14 protein-coding genes are annotated in these 17,970 nt (G+C 58.5%); all 14 read left to right on the top strand.

Annotated features, from left to right (window positions below; all coding sequences use genetic code 11):
• The first annotated feature begins 203 nt into the window (after nucleotides 1-203).
• The 14 genes from nac to L579_RS02970 all read left to right on the top strand — a co-directional run bounded on the left by nac (nucleotide 204) and on the right by L579_RS02970 (nucleotide 17,879).
• On the top strand, nucleotides 204-1,121 hold the full coding sequence (nac, locus tag L579_RS02905; RefSeq protein WP_021182773.1) for a nitrogen assimilation transcriptional regulator NAC: 918 nt from the start codon (nucleotides 204-206) through the stop codon (nucleotides 1,119-1,121).
• 530 nt (nucleotides 1,122-1,651) lie between these two features.
• Nucleotides 1,652-2,611 (top strand): HTH-type transcriptional regulator Cbl, encoded by a 960-nt coding sequence (gene cbl / locus L579_RS02910; RefSeq protein ID WP_021182774.1) that lies wholly within the window; start codon nucleotides 1,652-1,654, stop codon nucleotides 2,609-2,611.
• A 149-nt stretch (nucleotides 2,612-2,760) separates the two neighbouring features.
• Nucleotides 2,761-4,218, top strand: a complete 1,458-nt coding sequence (locus L579_RS02915) for an NAD-dependent succinate-semialdehyde dehydrogenase (RefSeq protein ID WP_021182775.1) — start codon at nucleotides 2,761-2,763, stop codon at nucleotides 4,216-4,218.
• Nucleotides 4,219-4,576: 358 nt separating this feature from the next.
• Nucleotides 4,577-6,046: an aldehyde dehydrogenase family protein gene (locus L579_RS02920; RefSeq protein ID WP_021182776.1), complete on the top strand. Its 1,470-nt coding sequence runs from the start codon at nucleotides 4,577-4,579 to the stop codon at nucleotides 6,044-6,046.
• Nucleotides 6,047-6,077: 31 nt separating this feature from the next.
• Nucleotides 6,078-6,746 carry a haloacid dehalogenase type II gene (locus tag L579_RS02925; RefSeq protein ID WP_021182777.1) on the top strand — a complete coding sequence of 223 codons (669 nt, stop codon included), beginning with the start codon at nucleotides 6,078-6,080 and terminating at the stop codon, nucleotides 6,744-6,746.
• A 17-nt stretch (nucleotides 6,747-6,763) separates the two neighbouring features.
• Nucleotides 6,764-8,041, top strand: coding sequence for an NAD(P)/FAD-dependent oxidoreductase (locus L579_RS02930; protein WP_021182778.1), 1,278 nt, complete (start codon nucleotides 6,764-6,766; stop codon nucleotides 8,039-8,041).
• 219 nt (nucleotides 8,042-8,260) lie between these two features.
• Entirely contained in the window at nucleotides 8,261-9,865 is a 1,605-nt protein-coding gene (locus L579_RS02935) for an ABC transporter substrate-binding protein (protein WP_021182779.1), read from the top strand.
• 27 nt (nucleotides 9,866-9,892) lie between these two features.
• Nucleotides 9,893-10,846, top strand: coding sequence for an ABC transporter permease (locus L579_RS02940; protein ID WP_013509639.1), 954 nt, complete (start codon nucleotides 9,893-9,895; stop codon nucleotides 10,844-10,846).
• Nucleotides 10,846-11,697, top strand: a complete 852-nt coding sequence (locus L579_RS02945; RefSeq protein WP_021182780.1) for an ABC transporter permease — start codon at nucleotides 10,846-10,848, stop codon at nucleotides 11,695-11,697. Before L579_RS02940 ends, L579_RS02945 begins: the two co-directional genes overlap by 1 nt.
• Entirely contained in the window at nucleotides 11,694-13,358 is a 1,665-nt protein-coding gene (locus L579_RS02950) for an ABC transporter ATP-binding protein (RefSeq protein WP_021182781.1), read from the top strand. The genes L579_RS02945 and L579_RS02950 overlap by 4 nt, the downstream gene beginning before the upstream one ends.
• A 263-nt stretch (nucleotides 13,359-13,621) precedes the next feature.
• The gene (locus L579_RS02955; protein ID WP_021182782.1) at nucleotides 13,622-14,953 is read left to right on the top strand and encodes an NAD(P)/FAD-dependent oxidoreductase; all 1,332 of its coding nucleotides are present in this window, start codon (nucleotides 13,622-13,624) and stop codon (nucleotides 14,951-14,953) included.
• A 10-nt stretch (nucleotides 14,954-14,963) separates the two neighbouring features.
• Nucleotides 14,964-15,812, top strand: coding sequence for a GNAT family N-acetyltransferase (locus tag L579_RS02960; RefSeq protein WP_021182783.1), 849 nt, complete (start codon nucleotides 14,964-14,966; stop codon nucleotides 15,810-15,812).
• Nucleotides 15,812-16,738: a 2-hydroxyacid dehydrogenase gene (locus tag L579_RS02965; protein WP_021182784.1), complete on the top strand. Its 927-nt coding sequence runs from the start codon at nucleotides 15,812-15,814 to the stop codon at nucleotides 16,736-16,738. The genes L579_RS02960 and L579_RS02965 overlap by 1 nt, the downstream gene beginning before the upstream one ends.
• A 7-nt stretch (nucleotides 16,739-16,745) precedes the next feature.
• Nucleotides 16,746-17,879, top strand: a complete 1,134-nt coding sequence (locus L579_RS02970) for a M20 aminoacylase family protein (protein WP_200864651.1) — start codon at nucleotides 16,746-16,748, stop codon at nucleotides 17,877-17,879.
• Nucleotides 17,880-17,970 lie beyond the last annotated feature (91 nt).

A 17,970-nucleotide genomic window follows, 5' to 3' on the forward strand; every position in this document is an offset into this window, starting at 1 on the left:
ACAATCCGTGCCATGCCCTGCGCTTATTAACCCTTATGGGGTAATCAGAAACGCTTATTTTCCGCGCCGTTAGGAAAAATCTGGTAAAGCTTTTTTGTGAACTGATAAAACCTGGCCTGCATATTGCAATCTTTATGACACAAGCCAGCAGGCTAAGAGCTCCAATTATAATTGGGCATTCGGGGATCCGTGACGGAGGCAAAATGAACTTAAGACGACTGAAATACTTTGTAAAAATCGTCGATATCGGCAGCCTGACTCAGGCAGCAGAAGTGTTGCATATTGCGCAGCCCGCGCTTAGCCAGCAGGTTGCTACGCTGGAGAATGAACTTGATCAGCAACTGCTGATCCGCACCAAGCGTGGTGTGACGCCGACGGAAGCCGGTAAAATTCTTTATGCCCACGCTCGCACCATCCTGCGCCAGTGTGAACAGGCACAGACGGCGGTGATCAATGCTGGTCAGGCGCTGAATGGTCAGGTTTCGATTGGTCTGGCTCCGGGAACCGCAGCGTCGTCGCTGACCATGCCGCTGCTGCAAACCGTTCGCGAGCAGTACCCGGATGTGCTGGTGTATCTGCACGAGAACAGCGGTACGTCGCTGAATGAAAAAGTGATGAACGGTCAGTTGGATATGGCGGTGCTGTATGACCGTGCACCGACGGCGGGCATCAACAGCATTCCGCTGATGAAAGAAGAACTCTACCTGGTCGGTGCTACTGACTGTCCGGGCGCAACTGTTGATTTGGCCGATGTGGCACAGATGAATCTGTTCCTGCCACGCGACTACAGCGCCGTGCGTAAACGCGTGGATGAAGCCTTCTCCCTGCGTCGCCTGAGTGCACGTATTATTGGTGAAATCGAATCGATTTCGACGCTGACCGCAGCGGTATCCAGCGGGATGGGTGTGACCGTGCTGCCGGAATCTGCGGCGCGTGCGCTGGTGAGTTCCACCCATGCGTGGATGGCGCGTATCAATAGCCCATCTCTGAACCTGCCGCTGTCGCTGAACGTGTCGGCGCGCCTGCCACTCTCTCCGTCGGCTCAGGCGGTGAAGAATATCCTGCTGTCGCTGCTGAACAAGCCGATGGTGGAAGATCGCGAACTGATGCTGGTGAGCTAATAGCGGCTGGATTCGTGCCGGTTCTGTTCGCTTTGGGCTGATGTAGTTGCAGTTCGCCGGTACGGCGACCGAGCAAAGGGTGCCTGGCCGCACCCTTTGCAATCCCAGGCCTCCCGCCATGCGCGATAAATCGCGCCGCTACAATTCAATACCGCCTTTCACCGCTGCACGACGTTAACTTCGCTGTCATATCATCATTGCTGCCTGCGCGATAAATCGCGCCGCTACGAGTAATGTGCGGCCATTTATCGCCCAATGTAGCGGCGCGATTTATCGCGCAATGTAGCGGCGTGATTTATCGCGCAATGTAGCGGCGTGATTTATCGCGCAATGTAGCGGCGCGATTTATCGCGCAATTAAGCAAGCAGCAGGCTTTCAGGCGGTGAGTGGGTGGAACCTTCATGAACCAACCTGTCTCCCTCCAATCCCCTTATTACTATTCCGCATAACAAACCGTTTTTAATTATTTGTTGTACTGCCAGCAACTTCATAACATGGATGAAACAGGGCAGGAATCAGGAGAAAAGGGTGTGAATTTCCAGCAACTTAAAATTATACGCGAAGCAGCCCGTTGCGAGTTCAACCTGACAGAGGTCGCCAATACGCTCTTTACCTCACAATCCGGGGTGAGCCGCCATATACGCGATTTGGAAGATGAGCTGGGCGTTGAAATTTTCATCCGCCGTGGCAAACGTCTGCTGGGGATGACGGAACCCGGCAAAGCATTGCTGACCATTGCTGAACGCATCCTTGATGAAGCGGGTAAAGTACGCCGCCTCGCGGATGTGTTTACCAATGAAACCAGCGGGGTGTTGACCATCGCCACCACCCACACGCAGGCGCGTTATAGCCTGCCACGCGTGATTAAAGCGTTTCGTCAACTCTATCCCAATGTGCGGCTGGAGCTGAACCAGGGATCGCCGCAGGAAATTGTGGCGATGCTGCTGGCGGGTGAAGCGGATATCGGCATCGCCAGTGAGCAACTGGTGAACAACGCCAGTCTGGCGGCTTTTCCGTGGTTTAGCTGGCATCACTCGCTGCTGGTGCCGCACGATCATGAATTGTTGCAGAGCGAGCCGGTGTCGCTGGGACAACTAAATCGTTATCCGCTGATCACCTATCGGCAGGGCATCACTGGCCGTTCGCGTGTTGACCGGGCCTTCCAGGCCGCCGGATTAAAGCCAGACATCGTGCTCAGCGCACAGGATTCTGATGTGGTGAAAACCTATGTCGAACTGGGGCTGGGCGTCGGTATCCTCGCTGACCAGGCTTGCGACATCTATGATGGCGAAGACCTGGTGAAAATCGATGCACATCATCTGTTCGATGCCAACACCGTATGGCTCGGCCTGAAGCGCGGCCAGCTGCAACGTAACTATGTCTGGCAGTTCCTCGAACTGTGTAACGCCAACCTGTCGCTGGAAGAGATCAAACGTCAGGCGCTCTCCTACGAAACCGGCGACGAACCGGCAATCGATTTCCAGATCTAATCCCCCCTGCGCGGCCCATCCGGGCCGCACAGCATAAAATTTCTTTTCCCGTCGCAAAACGCGTACCTGTGTTATTTCCCCGTCGCAGAAAAACATCCTGCGCTGTGCCGCCGCGTTACAGTGAAATGACACAGACACAGGGGAAAAGCATGTCGCGTATTCAACTGAAAGATGCGGAATTACTGCGCCAGCAGGCGTTATTTGGCGGTCGCTGGCAGGATGCGCTGGCAGGGGCAACGCTGCCGGTGATTGATCCTGCAACCCAGGAAACGCTGGCCACCATTCCGGCATTGGGTGCTGCCGAAACCGAGCAGGCGATAGATTATGCCGAGTCAGTGCGTATCAGCTGGGGCAAGACCCCGAACGCGACCCGCGCGGCGCTGCTGGAAAAGTGGCATCAGCTGATTCTGGACAACGCCGATGACCTGGCCATCATCATGACCGCTGAGCAGGGCAAACCGCTGGCAGAAGCCAAAGGCGAAGTGTTGTACGGTGCCAGCTTTGTCAAATGGTTTGCCGAAGAGGCGCGGCGTATCTATGGCGACACCATCCCGGCGCCCAGCGAAGATCGCCGCATTCTGGTGCTGAAGCAGCCAGTCGGGGTGGCGGCGGCGATTACGCCGTGGAACTTCCCGATTGCGATGATCACCCGCAAAGTGGCCCCGGCGCTGGCCGCAGGTTGCCCGATTATCGTGAAACCTTCCGAACTGACGCCGCTTTCGGCGCTGGCACTGGCGGTACTGGCGGAGCGCGCCGGATTCCCGAGTGGGGTGCTTCAGGTGTTGACCGGACTGCCAACTGAAATCGGCAGCACGCTGACTGCCAGCCGCACGGTGCGCAAAATCTCCTTTACCGGCTCCACCCGCGTCGGGCAATTGCTGATGCAGCAAAGTGCCGACAGCATCAAACGCCTGAGTCTCGAACTGGGTGGTAACGCGCCGCTGATCATCTTTGATGATGCTGATTTAGACATCGCGGTGGCCGGAGTGATGGCGAGTAAGTTCCGCAATGCCGGACAGACCTGCGTCTGCGCCAACCGCATTCTGGTTCAACGCGGCATCTATGAACGCTTTAGCGCGCGCTTGTTGGATGCCGTGGCGACCCTGAAAGTCGGAGACGGTTTTGATGCGCAAAGTACCATCGGACCGTTGATCAACGATCGCGCCGTCGAGAAGGTGAACAGCCATATTGATGATGCGCTTAGCCAGGGGGCCACGCTGCTCAGTGGCGGTATCAGCCAGCCCAACGGCACCTTTGTGCAGCCGACGGTGTTAGGCAATGTGACCAACAAGATGCGTATTGCTCATGAAGAAACCTTTGGCCCGGTAGCGCCGCTGTTTATGTTTGACGACGAACAGGAAGCAATCGCTATGGCGAATGATACGCCTTATGGGTTGGGTGCTTATTTCTTCACCGAAAATATTCGCCGCGCCTGGCGTGTTGCCGAGTCGCTGGAATTTGGCATGGTAGGATTTAATACCGGCGCGATTTCATTAGATGCAGCACCTTTCGGCGGAATTAAATTATCCGGATTAGGACGTGAAGGTTCGCGTTACGGAATTGAAGAGTATCTGGAGCAGAAAACTTTTCATATTGGCAGTCTCTGATTGTAAATTAACAAACGGTCAGCTCAACGCCTGTTACTTCCGGTAACAGGCGTTTTTTTATTTTGTGCGCAATGTCATGTTTTTCCGGCCATTCGCCGTTTTAGTGCAAGTTTCATGCGCAGTGCACCAAACCGATGCGCATAATTTGTGAGCTAAATCATCTGTTTAAAGCTTCGGCAATTCCGCAAAATTTCCCTCACCAATACGGCAGAAAATTTTTTTGGGCTGTTTTTTACGCATTATAATTTTTTGCCGGGCTGGCATACTTTCTGCATTAGCTTATTAACAGCCCACATAAGTGCGGCGAGAAAGTTTAATTAGCACGCTAATGACGGGTGTAACAAATAAGGATTTTTCCATGTTAAGTTTCGACCCTGAAAAAGTTTTATTACCTGCCGGACATTATATTGATGGCCAGCACCAACATACGCAGGGCGCGTCTTTTGCGGTGAAGCGTCCGTCAGATGGCAAAGTCTATGCCACCCTGAGCGAAGCTACGGCAGAAGACGTGGATCGCGCGGTCACGATTGCGCATCGCGCCCTGACCGTCAGTGGCTGGCGTAGCTGCCCACCGCGCGAACGTGGCAAGGTGTTACGCCGCTGGGCCGATCTGATTGAGAGCGATCTGCTGCTGGCGCAACTGGAAGCGCTCGGCTCCACCCGGCCAATCAGCGACGTGGTGCAGCACGAAATTCCGTTCACTGCTGAAGCCATCCGTTTCTACGCGGAGTGCGCCGACAAATACAGCGGTGACCTGTTCCCGACCCAGGAGCGCAGCCTCGGGATGCTGATCTCCGAACCTTATGGCGTGATCGGTGCCATCACACCGTGGAATTTCCCGCTGTCGATGGCGTCATGGAAATGTGGCCCGGCGCTGGCGGCAGGAAATGCCGTGGTGCTGAAACCTTCAGAGCTGACGCCGTTCTCCACTGTGCGCATGGCCGAACTGGCGGTGCAGGCAGGCTTACCGGCAGGCATCCTCAACATCGTGCAGGGCAGCGGGGCCGTCACCGGCAGCGCGCTGGTCACACATCCTTTGGTACGCAAAGTCTCCTTTACCGGTTCCACCATCACGGGTGCACGCATCATGAGCGATGCGGCGCAGCATGGTATGAAGCCAGTGACCCTCGAGTTGGGTGGCAAAAGCCCGCAACTGGTGTTCGACGATGCGGGCGATATTGACGTACTGGCGCAACGTATTTTACGCGGCTTTACCGCCAACGGCGGCCAGGCCTGCGTGGCCGGTACACGCCTGATTGTGCAACGGGGTATCGCTCAGCCGTTGCTGGATCGTCTGGTGGCGCTGTGTCAGCAACCGCGTCCGGGCGTGACCTGGCAGGATGACAGCCGCTATGCACCGCTGATTGATGACCGTCAGGGGAAAAAAGTCGCCTCCGTGATTGCAGCGGCCAAAGCCGAAGGGGCGGAGGTGCTGGTGGGCGGTGAACGTTTTGCTGACACCGAAGACGGCTGGTTCTGGCAACCCACCTTGCTGTGCGGTGTGGCACCGAACAATCCGGCGGTGCAGCAGGAAATTTTTGGCCCGGTGCTCACCGTGCAGGAATTTGATGACGAAGAAGAAGGGCTACAGCTGGCGGCGCATGAAACCTACGGCCTGTGCGCCGGGGTGCATACCCTGAGCCTGCCACGCGCCATGCGGGCCATGCGGGCGATTGAATCCGGCACCGTGTGGATCAACCGCTATGGCCGTTCCGGCGATTTTATTATCCCCACCGGCGGCTTCCTTGGCTCCGGCATTGGCAAAGATCTGGGGCGTCAGGCATTTCAGGCCTGTCAGCGTCAGAAAAGCGTATTAATCGATTTTTAATTTCCGTATCAGACAACGACGAGGTCGCGTCATGGCACTGTTTAAACCGAAATACATCACCTTTGATTGCTACGGCACCCTGATCAACTTCGATATGGCCGGTGCGGCTGAGCGTTGCTTCAAAGCGCGCGTCGCGCCAGAAGCGATGCAGGCCTTCACCACCGATTTCGCCCGTTATCGCATGGATGAAGTGCTGGGGGCGTGGAAGCCGTATTACGACGTGGTGAGCAATGCGCTGCAACGTACCTGCAAAAAATGGGGCGTGCAGTGGGACAAGGCCGACAGCGACTTTATCTACACCGACTGCGCCACCTGGGGACCGCATCCCGACGTCCCGGCCGGTCTGGCAAAAGTGGCCCAGGAGTTTCCGCTGGTGCTGCTCTCCAATTCGATGAAAGACCTGCTGCCGCACCACATTCCGCGTCTCGGTGCGCCCATCCATATGGCGATCACCGCAGAAGAAGTCGGTGCCTACAAGCCGCAGATGAAGGGCTTCGAATACATGCTGGAAAAACTCGATTGCCGTCCGGACGAAATCCTGCATGTCTCCTCCAGCCTGCGTTATGACCTGATGACCTGCCATGACATGGGCATCACCAACAAAGTGTGGGTCAACCGTGGTCACGATCCGGCTAACCCGGCTTACGGCTATACCGAGATCAAAGATATCGGCGGTCTGCCCGCTGTGGTTGGACTCTAAGCCCGGAGGGCAGCGCAATGAAACTCGAATCTTTCTGGCAGGCGACCGCACCGCAATTCCGTGGCGCAGCAACGGGTGCGCTGCCCGCGACCGCCTCGGTGGTGGTGATCGGCGGCGGGTTCACCGGCGTCTCGGCGGCGCTCAACCTGGCACGCAGCGGCATTGATGTGGTGCTGCTGGAGAGCGGCGACATCATGAGTCAGGCCTCGGCGCGCAACGGTGGTCACTGCAATACCGGCGTATCACAAAACTTTGCCTCGCTGGTTGCCGGCCAGGGACTGGAGCAGGCCAGCCGCTTCTACCGTGCGTTTGACGGTGCCGTGAGCTACGTCGAGCAACTGGTGCGGGAAGAACAGATCGATTGCGATTTCCGTCTGTGCGGCAAGTTGAAACTCGCCAGCAAAGCCACGCACTTTCCCGGCTTACGCAGCGCCTGGCAGTTGATGCGCGATACCGTGGACCCGGAAATCGAGCTGATTAGCAAAGATGAGATCCGCCGGGAAGTGGGCAGCGATGCCTTTCACGGTGGCCTGCTGCAAAAACGTGGCGGTCAGATGCATATGGGGAAATTTGGTGTCGGTCTGGCGGAAGCCGCGGCACGCAGCGGGGCGAAGATTTTCCCGCACCATGCGGTGACCGGGTTGACGCGTCTTGACGGCTACCGTCATCGCGTCACCACCGCTAAAGGCGAGATTGTGGCAGACAAAGTGCTGATGGCGACTGGCGTCTCCAATGAAGGTCCGTTCCCGTGGTTCCAGCGCCGTATTGTGCCAGTCGGCAGCTTTATCGTGGTGACAGAACCGCTGGGCGATGCGTTGCTCAGCCAGGTACTGCCAAAAGATCGTACCTATGTCACCTCGCTGAATATCGGTAACTACTTCCGCACCACGGCGGATCGTCGTCTGGTGTTTGGTGGCCGCGCCCGTTTTGCCGTCAGCAATCCGACCTCGGATTCGCGCAGCGGCGAGGTATTACGTGCTGCGATGACCGCGCTGTTCCCGCAGTTAGGGCAAGCGCGCATTGATTACTGCTGGGGCGGCATGGTCGATATGACCGCCGACCGGCTGCCGCGTGCCGGTGAGCACGACGGCGTGTTCTATTCCCTCGGCTACAGCGGGCATGGCACGCAAATGTCAACCTGGATGGGGCGGGTGATGGCCGATGTACTGGCAGAAAAAAGCAACGACAACCCGTGGCAGCGTGAGGCCTGGCCTGCGTTGCCCGGTTACCACGGGAAACCCTGGTTTTTGCCTCTTGCGGGCTTGTATTACAAAGCTAAGGACCGGCTCTCCTGATCGTCTGGCGCGATAAATCGCGCAGCTACAAAGCATGGCACCGACTGTAGCGGCGCAATTTATTGCGCAATGCAGTAAAAGCCTGCACCCAACCGTAGCGGCGCAATTTATTGCGCAATGCAGATCGGTAGCGGCGCAATTTATTGCGCAATGCCGCGAGGTGCGGGCTTTCAGTGACGATGATCGAATTAAACAACATTTCATATTGAGGGTGTGCAGATGAGTAAATTTAAGAAAGAATCTGACGCTGTAAATCCGGCCCTGACGCGCGCACTGACCGAAGGGTCGCTGTCCCGTCGTAGCCTGATGAAGTTGTTGTCCGCCGGTGCGGTGATGAGCACCGGTCTGATCGGTTTTCCGGAAATGGGTTTTGCGGCGGAAACGCCGGTTAAAGGGGGGAAACTGCGCGCGGCGATGTCTAACGCCTCGGCTACCGATACCCTCGACCCCGCTAAAGGCAACAACAGCGGCGATTACACCCGTCAGTTTATGTTTTACAGCGGCCTGACCGAGCTGGATAAAAACCTGCAAGTGCACCCCGCACTGGCCGAATCGGTGGAGTCAGGCGATGGTGTGACCTGGCAGATCAAACTGCGCAAGGGCGTCACCTTCCACGACGGCAAACCGCTGACGGCGAAAGACGTGATTTACTCCCTGAGCCGCCATAAAGATCCGGCGGTAGCCTCTAACGCCTTCAAGCTGGCGGATCAGTTCAAGACCTTCACCGCCGTCAATGACAACGAAGTGCAGCTGGTGCTGAGCCAGGCCAACTTTGACGTGCCTTATATGCTGGCGGCCGCGCCGTTCCTGATCGTGCAGGATGGCACCAAAGATTTCAGCAAAGGCATCGGCACTGGCCCGTTCAAACTGAAAGAGTTCACCCCTGGCGTGCGTTCAGTTGGGGTGAAGAACCCGAATTACTTCAAGCCGGGTCTGCCGCACCTCGACGAAGTGGAGCTGTTGGGCGTCACCGACCAGGCTGCACGCGTCAATGCCCTGATGTCTGGCGATCTGCACATCATCTCCACCCTGGGCGCTGCTGACTGCAAACGCATCAAAGCCACCTCCGATTTCGCCGTGCTGGAGAGCAAATCCGGCATGTACACCAACCTGATTGTGCGTACCGACATGAAACCGGGCAGCAACGAAGACTTCGTGCTCGGCATGAAGTACCTGCAACCGCGTGAGATGGTGGTGAAAACCGTGTTGCAGGGCTACGGCGATGTGGCGAACGATACCCCAGTACCGCCGTGGCATCCGTTCTACAACGCCGATCTCAAGCCGCGTCCGCTGGATGTGGAAAAAGCCAAATTCCACTTCAAAAAAGCCGGCATGGTTGGAGCCAACGTCGAGATCATCACCACGCCTAACATTGAAGGCGCAGTGGAAGGCGGTCAGTTGATTCAGCAGGTGGCACGCAACACCGGCGTGAACTTTAAAGTACGCCGCGTGCCGTACGACGGCTACTGGTCCACCCACTGGACCAAAGACCCGGTCGGTTATGGCTCGATCAACCCGCGTCCAACGCTGGATATGCTGTTCTCACAGTTCTATCTCTCCAGCGCCTCCAATAACGAATCCGGCTGGAAGAACGATCAGTTTGACCAACTGGTGGTGGCAGCCCGTGGCGAACGTGACCAGGCGAAACGCAAGCAGATGTATGGCGATATGCAGACGCTGATTTATGACCACTGCGGCACCATCATCCCGACCTTTATCAGCTCAACCGATGGTTACAGCAAGAAGGTGAAAGGGGTGGAAGCCTGGCCGTCAGGCATGATGATGGGCTATCGCTTCCATGAGTTCGCCTGGCTGTCTGCCTGATCCCTAAACCGTAAGAGGAGCACGCCGATGAACCGATACATGATGTTCCTGATTGCCCGCCGCGCAGGCGCGGGCATCCTGACCTTGCTTATCGTCTCGGCGGTGGTGTTTTTTATCACCAGCCTGCTGCCCGGTGACGCGGCGCAGATGATTCTGGGGCAAAACGCCACACCGGAAACGGTGGCGGCGTTACGCCAGCAGTTGGGGCTGGATCAGCCGCTGCTGGTGCGTTATTTCAGCTGGCTGGGCGGGATGCTGCATGGCGACTTTGGCATCTCTTTCGCCAGCCATTTACCGGTAGCGCAGTTGGTGGCGCAACGTATTCCGGCCACCTTTGAACTGGCGGCGATCACTACCCTGATCTGTGTGCCGCTGGCGCTGGTGATTGGTATCGCCGCAGCGATGAACCGGGGTTCGTTGATTGACCGCTTCCTGGTGGTCAGCACGATGGCGACCGTGGCGGTGCCGGAGTTTCTCGTCGCCACCGTGGCGGTGCTGATTTTTGCCGTCAAATTGCATTGGGTGTCGGCGATGTCGTTCGGCAGTCCGAATATGGATCTGCTCAGCTACCTGAAATCCTATGCCTTGCCGGTGTTGACGCTGTGCTGCGTGCTGGTGGCGCAGATGGCACGCATGACACGCGCCGCCATCATCAACCAGCTCGACAGCCCGTATCTGGAGATGGCGCGCCTGAAGGGGGTCTCGCCGTTGCGGGCGGTACTGCGCCACGCGCTGCCGAATGCTGTCGGACCGATTGCTAACTCCATCTCACTCAGCCTGTCGTATCTGTTTGGCGGCGTGATCATTATCGAAACCATTTTCAGCTATCCCGGCCTTGCCAGTGCGCTGGTCGATGCGGTGAGCAACCGCGACCTGCCGGTGGTGCAGTTCTGCGTGATGCTGTTCGCTGCCTGTTACCTGCTGTTGTTGCTGGCGGCTGACATCCTGACCATCGCCTTTAACCCGAAATGGAGGAGCTGATGAATAGCTTGCTACTTCCCTGGCGCTTTTTTCAGTCGCTAACGATCTCTGGCCGCTTCGGCCTGCTGATCTCGCTGTTCTGGGTGTTTATGGCGATATTCGGCACCCAACTGGCACCGCACAGCGTTGAAGATATTGGTGGTGGCCCGATGCTCGGCGGTATGACCGCGGATAACTGGCTCGGCACCGACTATCTCGGGCGCGATATCCTCAGCCGCATTCTGTACGGTGCGAAGTTCTCTATCGGTCTGGCGCTGACCGCCGCGCTTGGGGCCAGCCTGATTGGCACCCTGCTGGCGCTACTGGCCGCGGTAACCGGACGTTGGCTGGAGGAAGTGCTGGGACGTGTCAACGATGCGCTGCTGGTACTGCCGGGCAAAGTGCTGTCGCTGATGATCGTTGCGGTGTTTGGTTCCTCGTTGCCGATGCTGATCCTCACCGCCATCTTCACCTACTGGCCGGGTGCCTTCCGTATTGCCTTCGCTATGGCGAGCAGCCTGCGCAATATGGATTACGTGCGTGCGTCGAAGCTGCGTGGCGAAAGCCGCTGGTATATCGCAATTCACGACATCCTGCCCAATATGGTGCATCCGATGCTCACCGACTTCGGTCTGCGGTTCGTCTACATCGTGTTGCTGTTGAGCGGCCTGAGCTTTCTCGGCCTCGGCGTTCAACCACCGTATGCCGACTGGGGCACGCTGGTACGCGAAAACATTCAGGGCTTGTTTGATGGATCACCGGCGGTACTGATGCCTGCGGTCGCCATCGCCAGCCTGACCATCGGTGCCAACCTGTTTATCGACAGCCTGCAAGCGATGCGTCCACTGACCCTTGCGAAGGAGGGAGCATGAACGTGACACCCCATACCGCCATGCCTGTGATTGCCGTTGAGAATCTGCGCGTCACCGCGCAGACCGACAAAGGTGAAGAGATTGATCTGGTTTCTGATGTGCGTTTTACCGTGCAGAAAGGGGAAGTGCTGGCGCTGATTGGTGAGTCCGGCTCCGGCAAAACCACCATCGCTATGGCGCTGATGGGGTATGCCCGCCACGGCTGCCGCATTGCTGACGGCATGATCCATGTTGCTGGCACCGATGTACGCAGCCTGTCACCGGGGCAACTGCGTGAATTTCGCGGTAACAAAGTGGCTTATATCGCCCAGAGCGCGGCGGCGTCGTTTAACCCGGGTATGCGTATTCTTGACCAGGTGATTGAACCGGTAGTGATCCACGGCACCATGAAACGCAAAGCGGCGAAGGATAAGGCGATAGCGCTGTTTCGCGAACTGGCGTTGCCGAACCCGGAAACCATCGGCGATCGGTTCCCACATCAGGTATCCGGCGGTCAATTGCAACGTCTGATGACGGCGATGGCGTTGATTGGCGATCCAGATGTAGTGATCCTCGACGAACCGACCACCGCGCTGGATGTGACCACCCAGGTCGAAGTGCTGAAAGCGTTTCGCCGCGTGGTGGCCCAGCGTGGCGTGACTGCCATTTACGTCAGTCACGATCTGGCGGTGGTGGCGCAAATGGCCGACCGTATTCTGGTATTGTTGCAGGGCAAAATGGCGGAGTACGGCACCACCGAACGGCTGATTGGCGCGCCACAGGCGGAATACACCCAGTTGTTGATGAATGCGGCGCGTCAGAGCGAGCGTCCCAGTAACTGGAGCTGCGCTACCGCAGAGATGCAACCGCTGCTGGAAGTGCGCGATCTCTGCGCCGGTTATGGTCCGCGCGACAAAGACGGTCAGCCGAAAATCCGCATCCTTGAAGATATCAACCTGAAGCTGTGGAAAGGGCAGGCGATCGGCATCATTGGGGAATCCGGTTCCGGTAAAACCACGCTGGCGCACGCCATTGCCGGGCTGAATGCCCCGAGCCAGGGCCATATCCTGTTTAACGGCCATTACATCAACGGCGATATGCACAAACGGCCTGATAACGAGTTGCGGCGTATTCAATACGTCTTCCAGATGGCTGACACCGCACTTAATCCGGCGCACAGCGTAGAACGCATCCTGTCACGACCATTAGCGTTGTTTCACGGCCTGAGCGGCGCGGCGCGCGAACAGCGGCTGCATCAGCTACTTGATCTGGTCAAGCTGCCGCGCAGCGTGTTGTGGCGACGTCCGTGGGCGTTATCAGGCGGGCAGAAGCAGCGCGTTAACCTGGCGCGTGCGCTGGCTGCCGAGCCGGATCTGATTTTGTGCGATGAAGTGACTTCCGCACTCGATACCGTGGTGGCCGCCGCCGTGCTGGATCTGATCAGCGAGCTGCGACGCGAGCTGGGATTGTCGGTGCTGTTTATCAGCCATGACATGCACGCGGTACGCGCAGTTTGCGACGATATCGTGGTGATGAAAAGTGGCCGCATTATCACCCAGATTGCACGAGCAGATTATGCCTTGCCGACCAGCGAGTTGTATTTCGAACGCCTGAAACGCGCCGTTCCCGAGCTGCGCCAGGGCTGGCTGGATGAGCATGAAGAGGTATTGAAGGCGGAGTAGGTGCGGTCTGTGACCCTCACCCCGGCCCTCTGGGGAGGTGCGGTCTGTGACCCTCACCCCGGCCCTCTGGGCAGGTGCGGGCTGTGACCCTCACCCCAGCCCTCTCCCATAAGGGAGAGGGAGATGTGCCATATGCTCGATCTGTTCCCTCTCCCGTTTGCGGGAGAGATTGCTTGCTCGATCAGTTCCCTCTCCCGCTTGCGGGAGAGGGTTAGGGTGAGGGAAAACGCTCACCAACCCAAACCAAAAGAGGTCGTTAAGTTATGCCTGCGCCGATTCGCTATGTACAGGACAGTGCAAATTTCCCTGAGTCTGCCGATGTGGTGGTAATCGGTGCCGGTATTGCCGGTTCGGCCGCCACCTGGGAGCTGGCAAAGCAGGGTTTAAACGTGGTGTTAGTGGAAAAAGGGCTGGTCGGTGCCGAGCAGTCGAGCCGTAACTGGGGCTGGTGCCGCCAGCAGAACCGTGACGAGCGCGAACTGCCGCTGATCATCTATGCGCTGCAACGCTGGGGTGAACTCAATGCGGAAACCGGTGAGGAGCTGGGCTTTCGCCGCAGCGGCCTGGTGTATGCCACGCGCAACGAAGACGATATCGCCGCCTGGGAAAAATGGGGCCAGATGGCGAAACAGTACGGCGTGCGCAGCGATATGCTCAGCGCCGAACAGGCCAAAGCGATGACGCCGGGCAGCACCACCCACTGGCTGGGCGGCGTTTCATCGCCGACCGACGGCCATGCCGAGCCGCGTCTGGCGTCTGCCGGTCTGGTCATCGGTGCCCAGCGACTTGGTGCGCTGGTGTTCCAGCAGTGCGCGGTGCGCGGGCTGGATATTGCCGGTGGTGTGGTGAGCGGTGTCTGGACCGAGCGTGGTTTGATCAAAACCAGCCGGGTGATTTGTGCCGCCGGTGCCTGGACCTCAATGTTCTGCCGCCGCCACGGTATCGACCTGCCGCTTGGCAACGTGATCGGCACCGCTTTCCGAACTCAGCCGATTGAACAAGCCATCGCCATGCCGCTGTATACCCCCGGCTTTGCCTGTCGTCCGCAAATTGATGGCAGCTACACGGTATCGGTGTCGGGACGTGGTCGTCTGGAACCCGGCGCTCAGGGCATTCGCTATGCCCGCCAGTTCTATCCGACCTTCAAAAGTCGCCGTAAAAACCTTAAATTCAGTTTGAGCTTCAAACCGTTCCTGACTGGCCCGGAAGCGCTGGGCGGCTGGGAATTCGATCGCCAGTCACCATTTGAGCGGGTGCGAATTCTTGACCCGGCAGCGGATGCCAGCCTGGTACAGGAAGGACTGGCGGCGATGCGCAAAGAGTATCCGGCACTCGCCAACCTGAAACTGGCGCAGGCCTGGGGCGGCATGATCGACAGCACGCCGGATGCGATTCCGGTGATCTCCACCGTGGCGAAACTGCCGGGGCTGGTGCTGTCGGCGGGCTACAGTGCACACGGTTTTGGTATCGGTCCGGGGGCCGGTCGGCTGGCAGCCGATCTCGCCACGGATACGACGCCGGTGGTCGATCCGACCCCTTATCGTTATTCCCGTCTGGTTGATGGCAGCGGCCTTGACGCGCCAGGCATGATGTAAGGAGCACAGCATGAGTATCACATTACGCGCGATGACGGCAGACGACATCGAACAGGGTTTTGCCATGACGCAACACCTCAAGTGGCCGCACCGCCGTGAGGATTGGTTGCAGGCGGTAACGTTGGGTGAGGGCGTGGTGGCCGAAGAACACGGCGCTTACCTTGGCAGCGCCATTGGCTGGCGTTGGGGGGAGCAGGCCGCCACTATCGGGCTGGTGATCGTTAACGACCAGTTTCAGGGACGTGGCGTTGGCAAGCAACTGATGCTGGCGTTGCTGGAAAAATTCCCCGGCTACAATGTGCGGCTGCATGCCACTGAAATGGGTAAAGGGTTGTACGCCAAACTGGGTTTTAACGTCACCGGCCATATCCAGCAGCACCAGACGCGTGCGCTGACGACTGTGCCGACCGTGACTATCCCAACCGGGCTAACGCTGCGTAACGCCACCGCTGCCGATGCCAGCGTGCTGACCGAACTGGACCAGCAGGCGCATGGCATGTGGCGTCCCAGGATGATTGCAACCCTGATTGCCGACAGTCAAACGGTGATCTTGCAGGATGCGCAACAACGTATTCATGGTTTTGCCAGCCTGCGCCGCTTTGGACATGGCTGGGCGATTGGCCCGGTGATTGCGCTCAACCTGCCGGTAGCACAGGCGCTGGTGTCGGCGCTGATGCAGGGGTTAAACGGTGAGTTTGTGCGTATCGATACCGACGGCGCACAACCGCTGGCTGCCTGGCTGGAAACACTGGGACTGGCGCAGGTCGATGCGCCGACCACCATGATTCGGGGAACGCCGTGGTCACCGCAGGTCGGTGGCATGCAGGCGTTCGGGTTGATGACCCAGGCGATGGCCTGATGCATATCGCCTACAAATCTGATCCGGTGCGCGGTGCGCACTGGCAACGCTGGCTGGCGCAACATGCGCCAGATATTCAGCTACATATCTGGCCGGACATTGATGACGCTGAGCAGGTCGAGGTGTTGGTGGCCTGGCAGCCGCCAGACGATGTCATGGCGACCTTTCCCAACCTGAAAGCGTTGATGTCGGTTGGCGCAGGGGCAGACCAGTTTGACCTCAGCAAACTGCCGCCGGAACTCCCGGTAGTGAGGATGATCGAACCCGGCCTGACCCAGGGCATGGTGGAGTACGTTACCTTTGCCGTGTTGGGGTTGCATCGTGACATGCCGCGCTATTTCCAGCAGCAGCGTGAACAGCTGTGGCAAACCCATCGCATCTATACCGCGGGCGAACGCCGCGTCGGGGTGATGGGGCTGGGAGAACTGGGCCAGGCATCGCTAAAACAACTGGTTTCGCTTGGCTTCAATTGCGCGGGCTGGAGCCGTACGCCGCGTGACATCGACGGCGTGCGCTGCTGGCACGGCAGCGAGCAACTGGCGGAGTTCCTCGCCTGGAGCGACATCCTGGTGTGTCTGCTCCCGCTTACTGACACCACCCGTGGACTTCTGAACGCCGAACTTTTCGCGCAACTGCCATCAGGAGCCGCATTGGTGCAGGTTGGGCGCGGGCCGCAACTTAACGACGATCATCTGCTGGCGGCGCTGGCGAGTGGCCAGCTCAGCGCGGCGGTGATTGACGTAACCGATCCCGAACCGCTGCCAGCCGGGCATCCGTTCTGGCACCACCCGGCCATCTGGCTGACACCGCATATCGCCAGCCAGACGCAAACCGACAGCGCTGTGGCGGCACTGGTGGAAAATCTGCGTCGCTATCAACGCGGCGAACCGATGGTCGGCGTGATCGATCGCAACCGGGGATACTGAGATGCAACTGGAACAATTAGTCGCACTGCGACGGGATCTGCACGCCCATCCCGAGCTGGGATACAAAGAAACCCGCACCAGCGACATCGTGGCGCGGGTTCTCACGGAGCAGGGCATTGAGGTGCATCGCGGTCTTGGCGGCACCGGCGTGGTAGGGGTGCTGAAACGTGGCACGGGATCGCGGGTGATTGGCCTGCGTGCCGATATGGATGCGCTACCCATGCAGGACAACGGCAGCCAGCCGTGGAAAAGCACCCATGATGGTATCTGCCATGCCTGTGGTCACGATGGACATACGGTGATGCTTCTGGGTGCCGCCATGCAACTGGCGCAACAGGGCGATTTCGACGGCACGCTGGTGTTTATCTTCCAGCCGGCGGAAGAGGGGCTGGCAGGGGCGAAAGCGATGATCGATGACGGTCTGTTCAGCCGTTTTCCCTGTGATGCGGTCTATGCGCTGCACAACTGGCCGGAACTGCCGCTGGGTGAGGTGCAAACCCGTCCGGGGCCGATTATGGCGGCGGCGGATCGTTTTGATATCACCGTGCAAGGGGGCGGCGGCCATGCTGCGCAGCCGCACCTGACGCACGACACCCTGTTGGCGACCAGCGAGCTGGTGGTGGCGCTCAACACTCTGGTGGCGCGTGCACTGGATCCCTGTGAACCGGCGCTACTCAGCGTGACGCGGATGCAGGGCGGTTTCTCGCACAACATGATCCCGGCGGAAGCCAGCATCACCGGCACCGTCCGTACCTTCAGCCCGGCGGCGCAGGACATTATCGAAAGCCGGTTGCGCGCAATGGCGCAGCACGTCAGCGCCGCGCACGGTTTGCATGCCGAGGTCAACTACCTGCGTTATTACCCGGCCACCGTGAACAGCGCGCCTGAAGCGCAGCTGGCACTGACTGCGGTACAGCAGGCCGGAATGACGGCGAGTGAAGCCAGACAACCGGCGCTCACCTCGGAAGATTTCGCCTTTATGTTGCAGGCAAAACCGGGTGCGTATTTGTGGATTGGTTCCGCGCCGAGCCAGCCGCTGCACCATTCAGCCTACGACTTTAATGATGCACTGATTCCGCAGGGTATTCAGGCGTTGACCGCCATTGCCCGCCACGCGCTGCGTACAGAATTTCCCTGCTGAATGGCAGACGATTTTGACAGGAAATGCCGCTGCCCCGGCAATTACGGCAGCGTGAGAAACCAACGGGTTGCGATACTTGAGCCAACAGAAC

The sequence above is a fragment of the Pantoea sp. AS-PWVM4 genome (assembly GCF_000468095.1).
GTDB classification, from domain to species: domain Bacteria; phylum Pseudomonadota; class Gammaproteobacteria; order Enterobacterales; family Enterobacteriaceae; genus Pantoea; species Pantoea phytobeneficialis.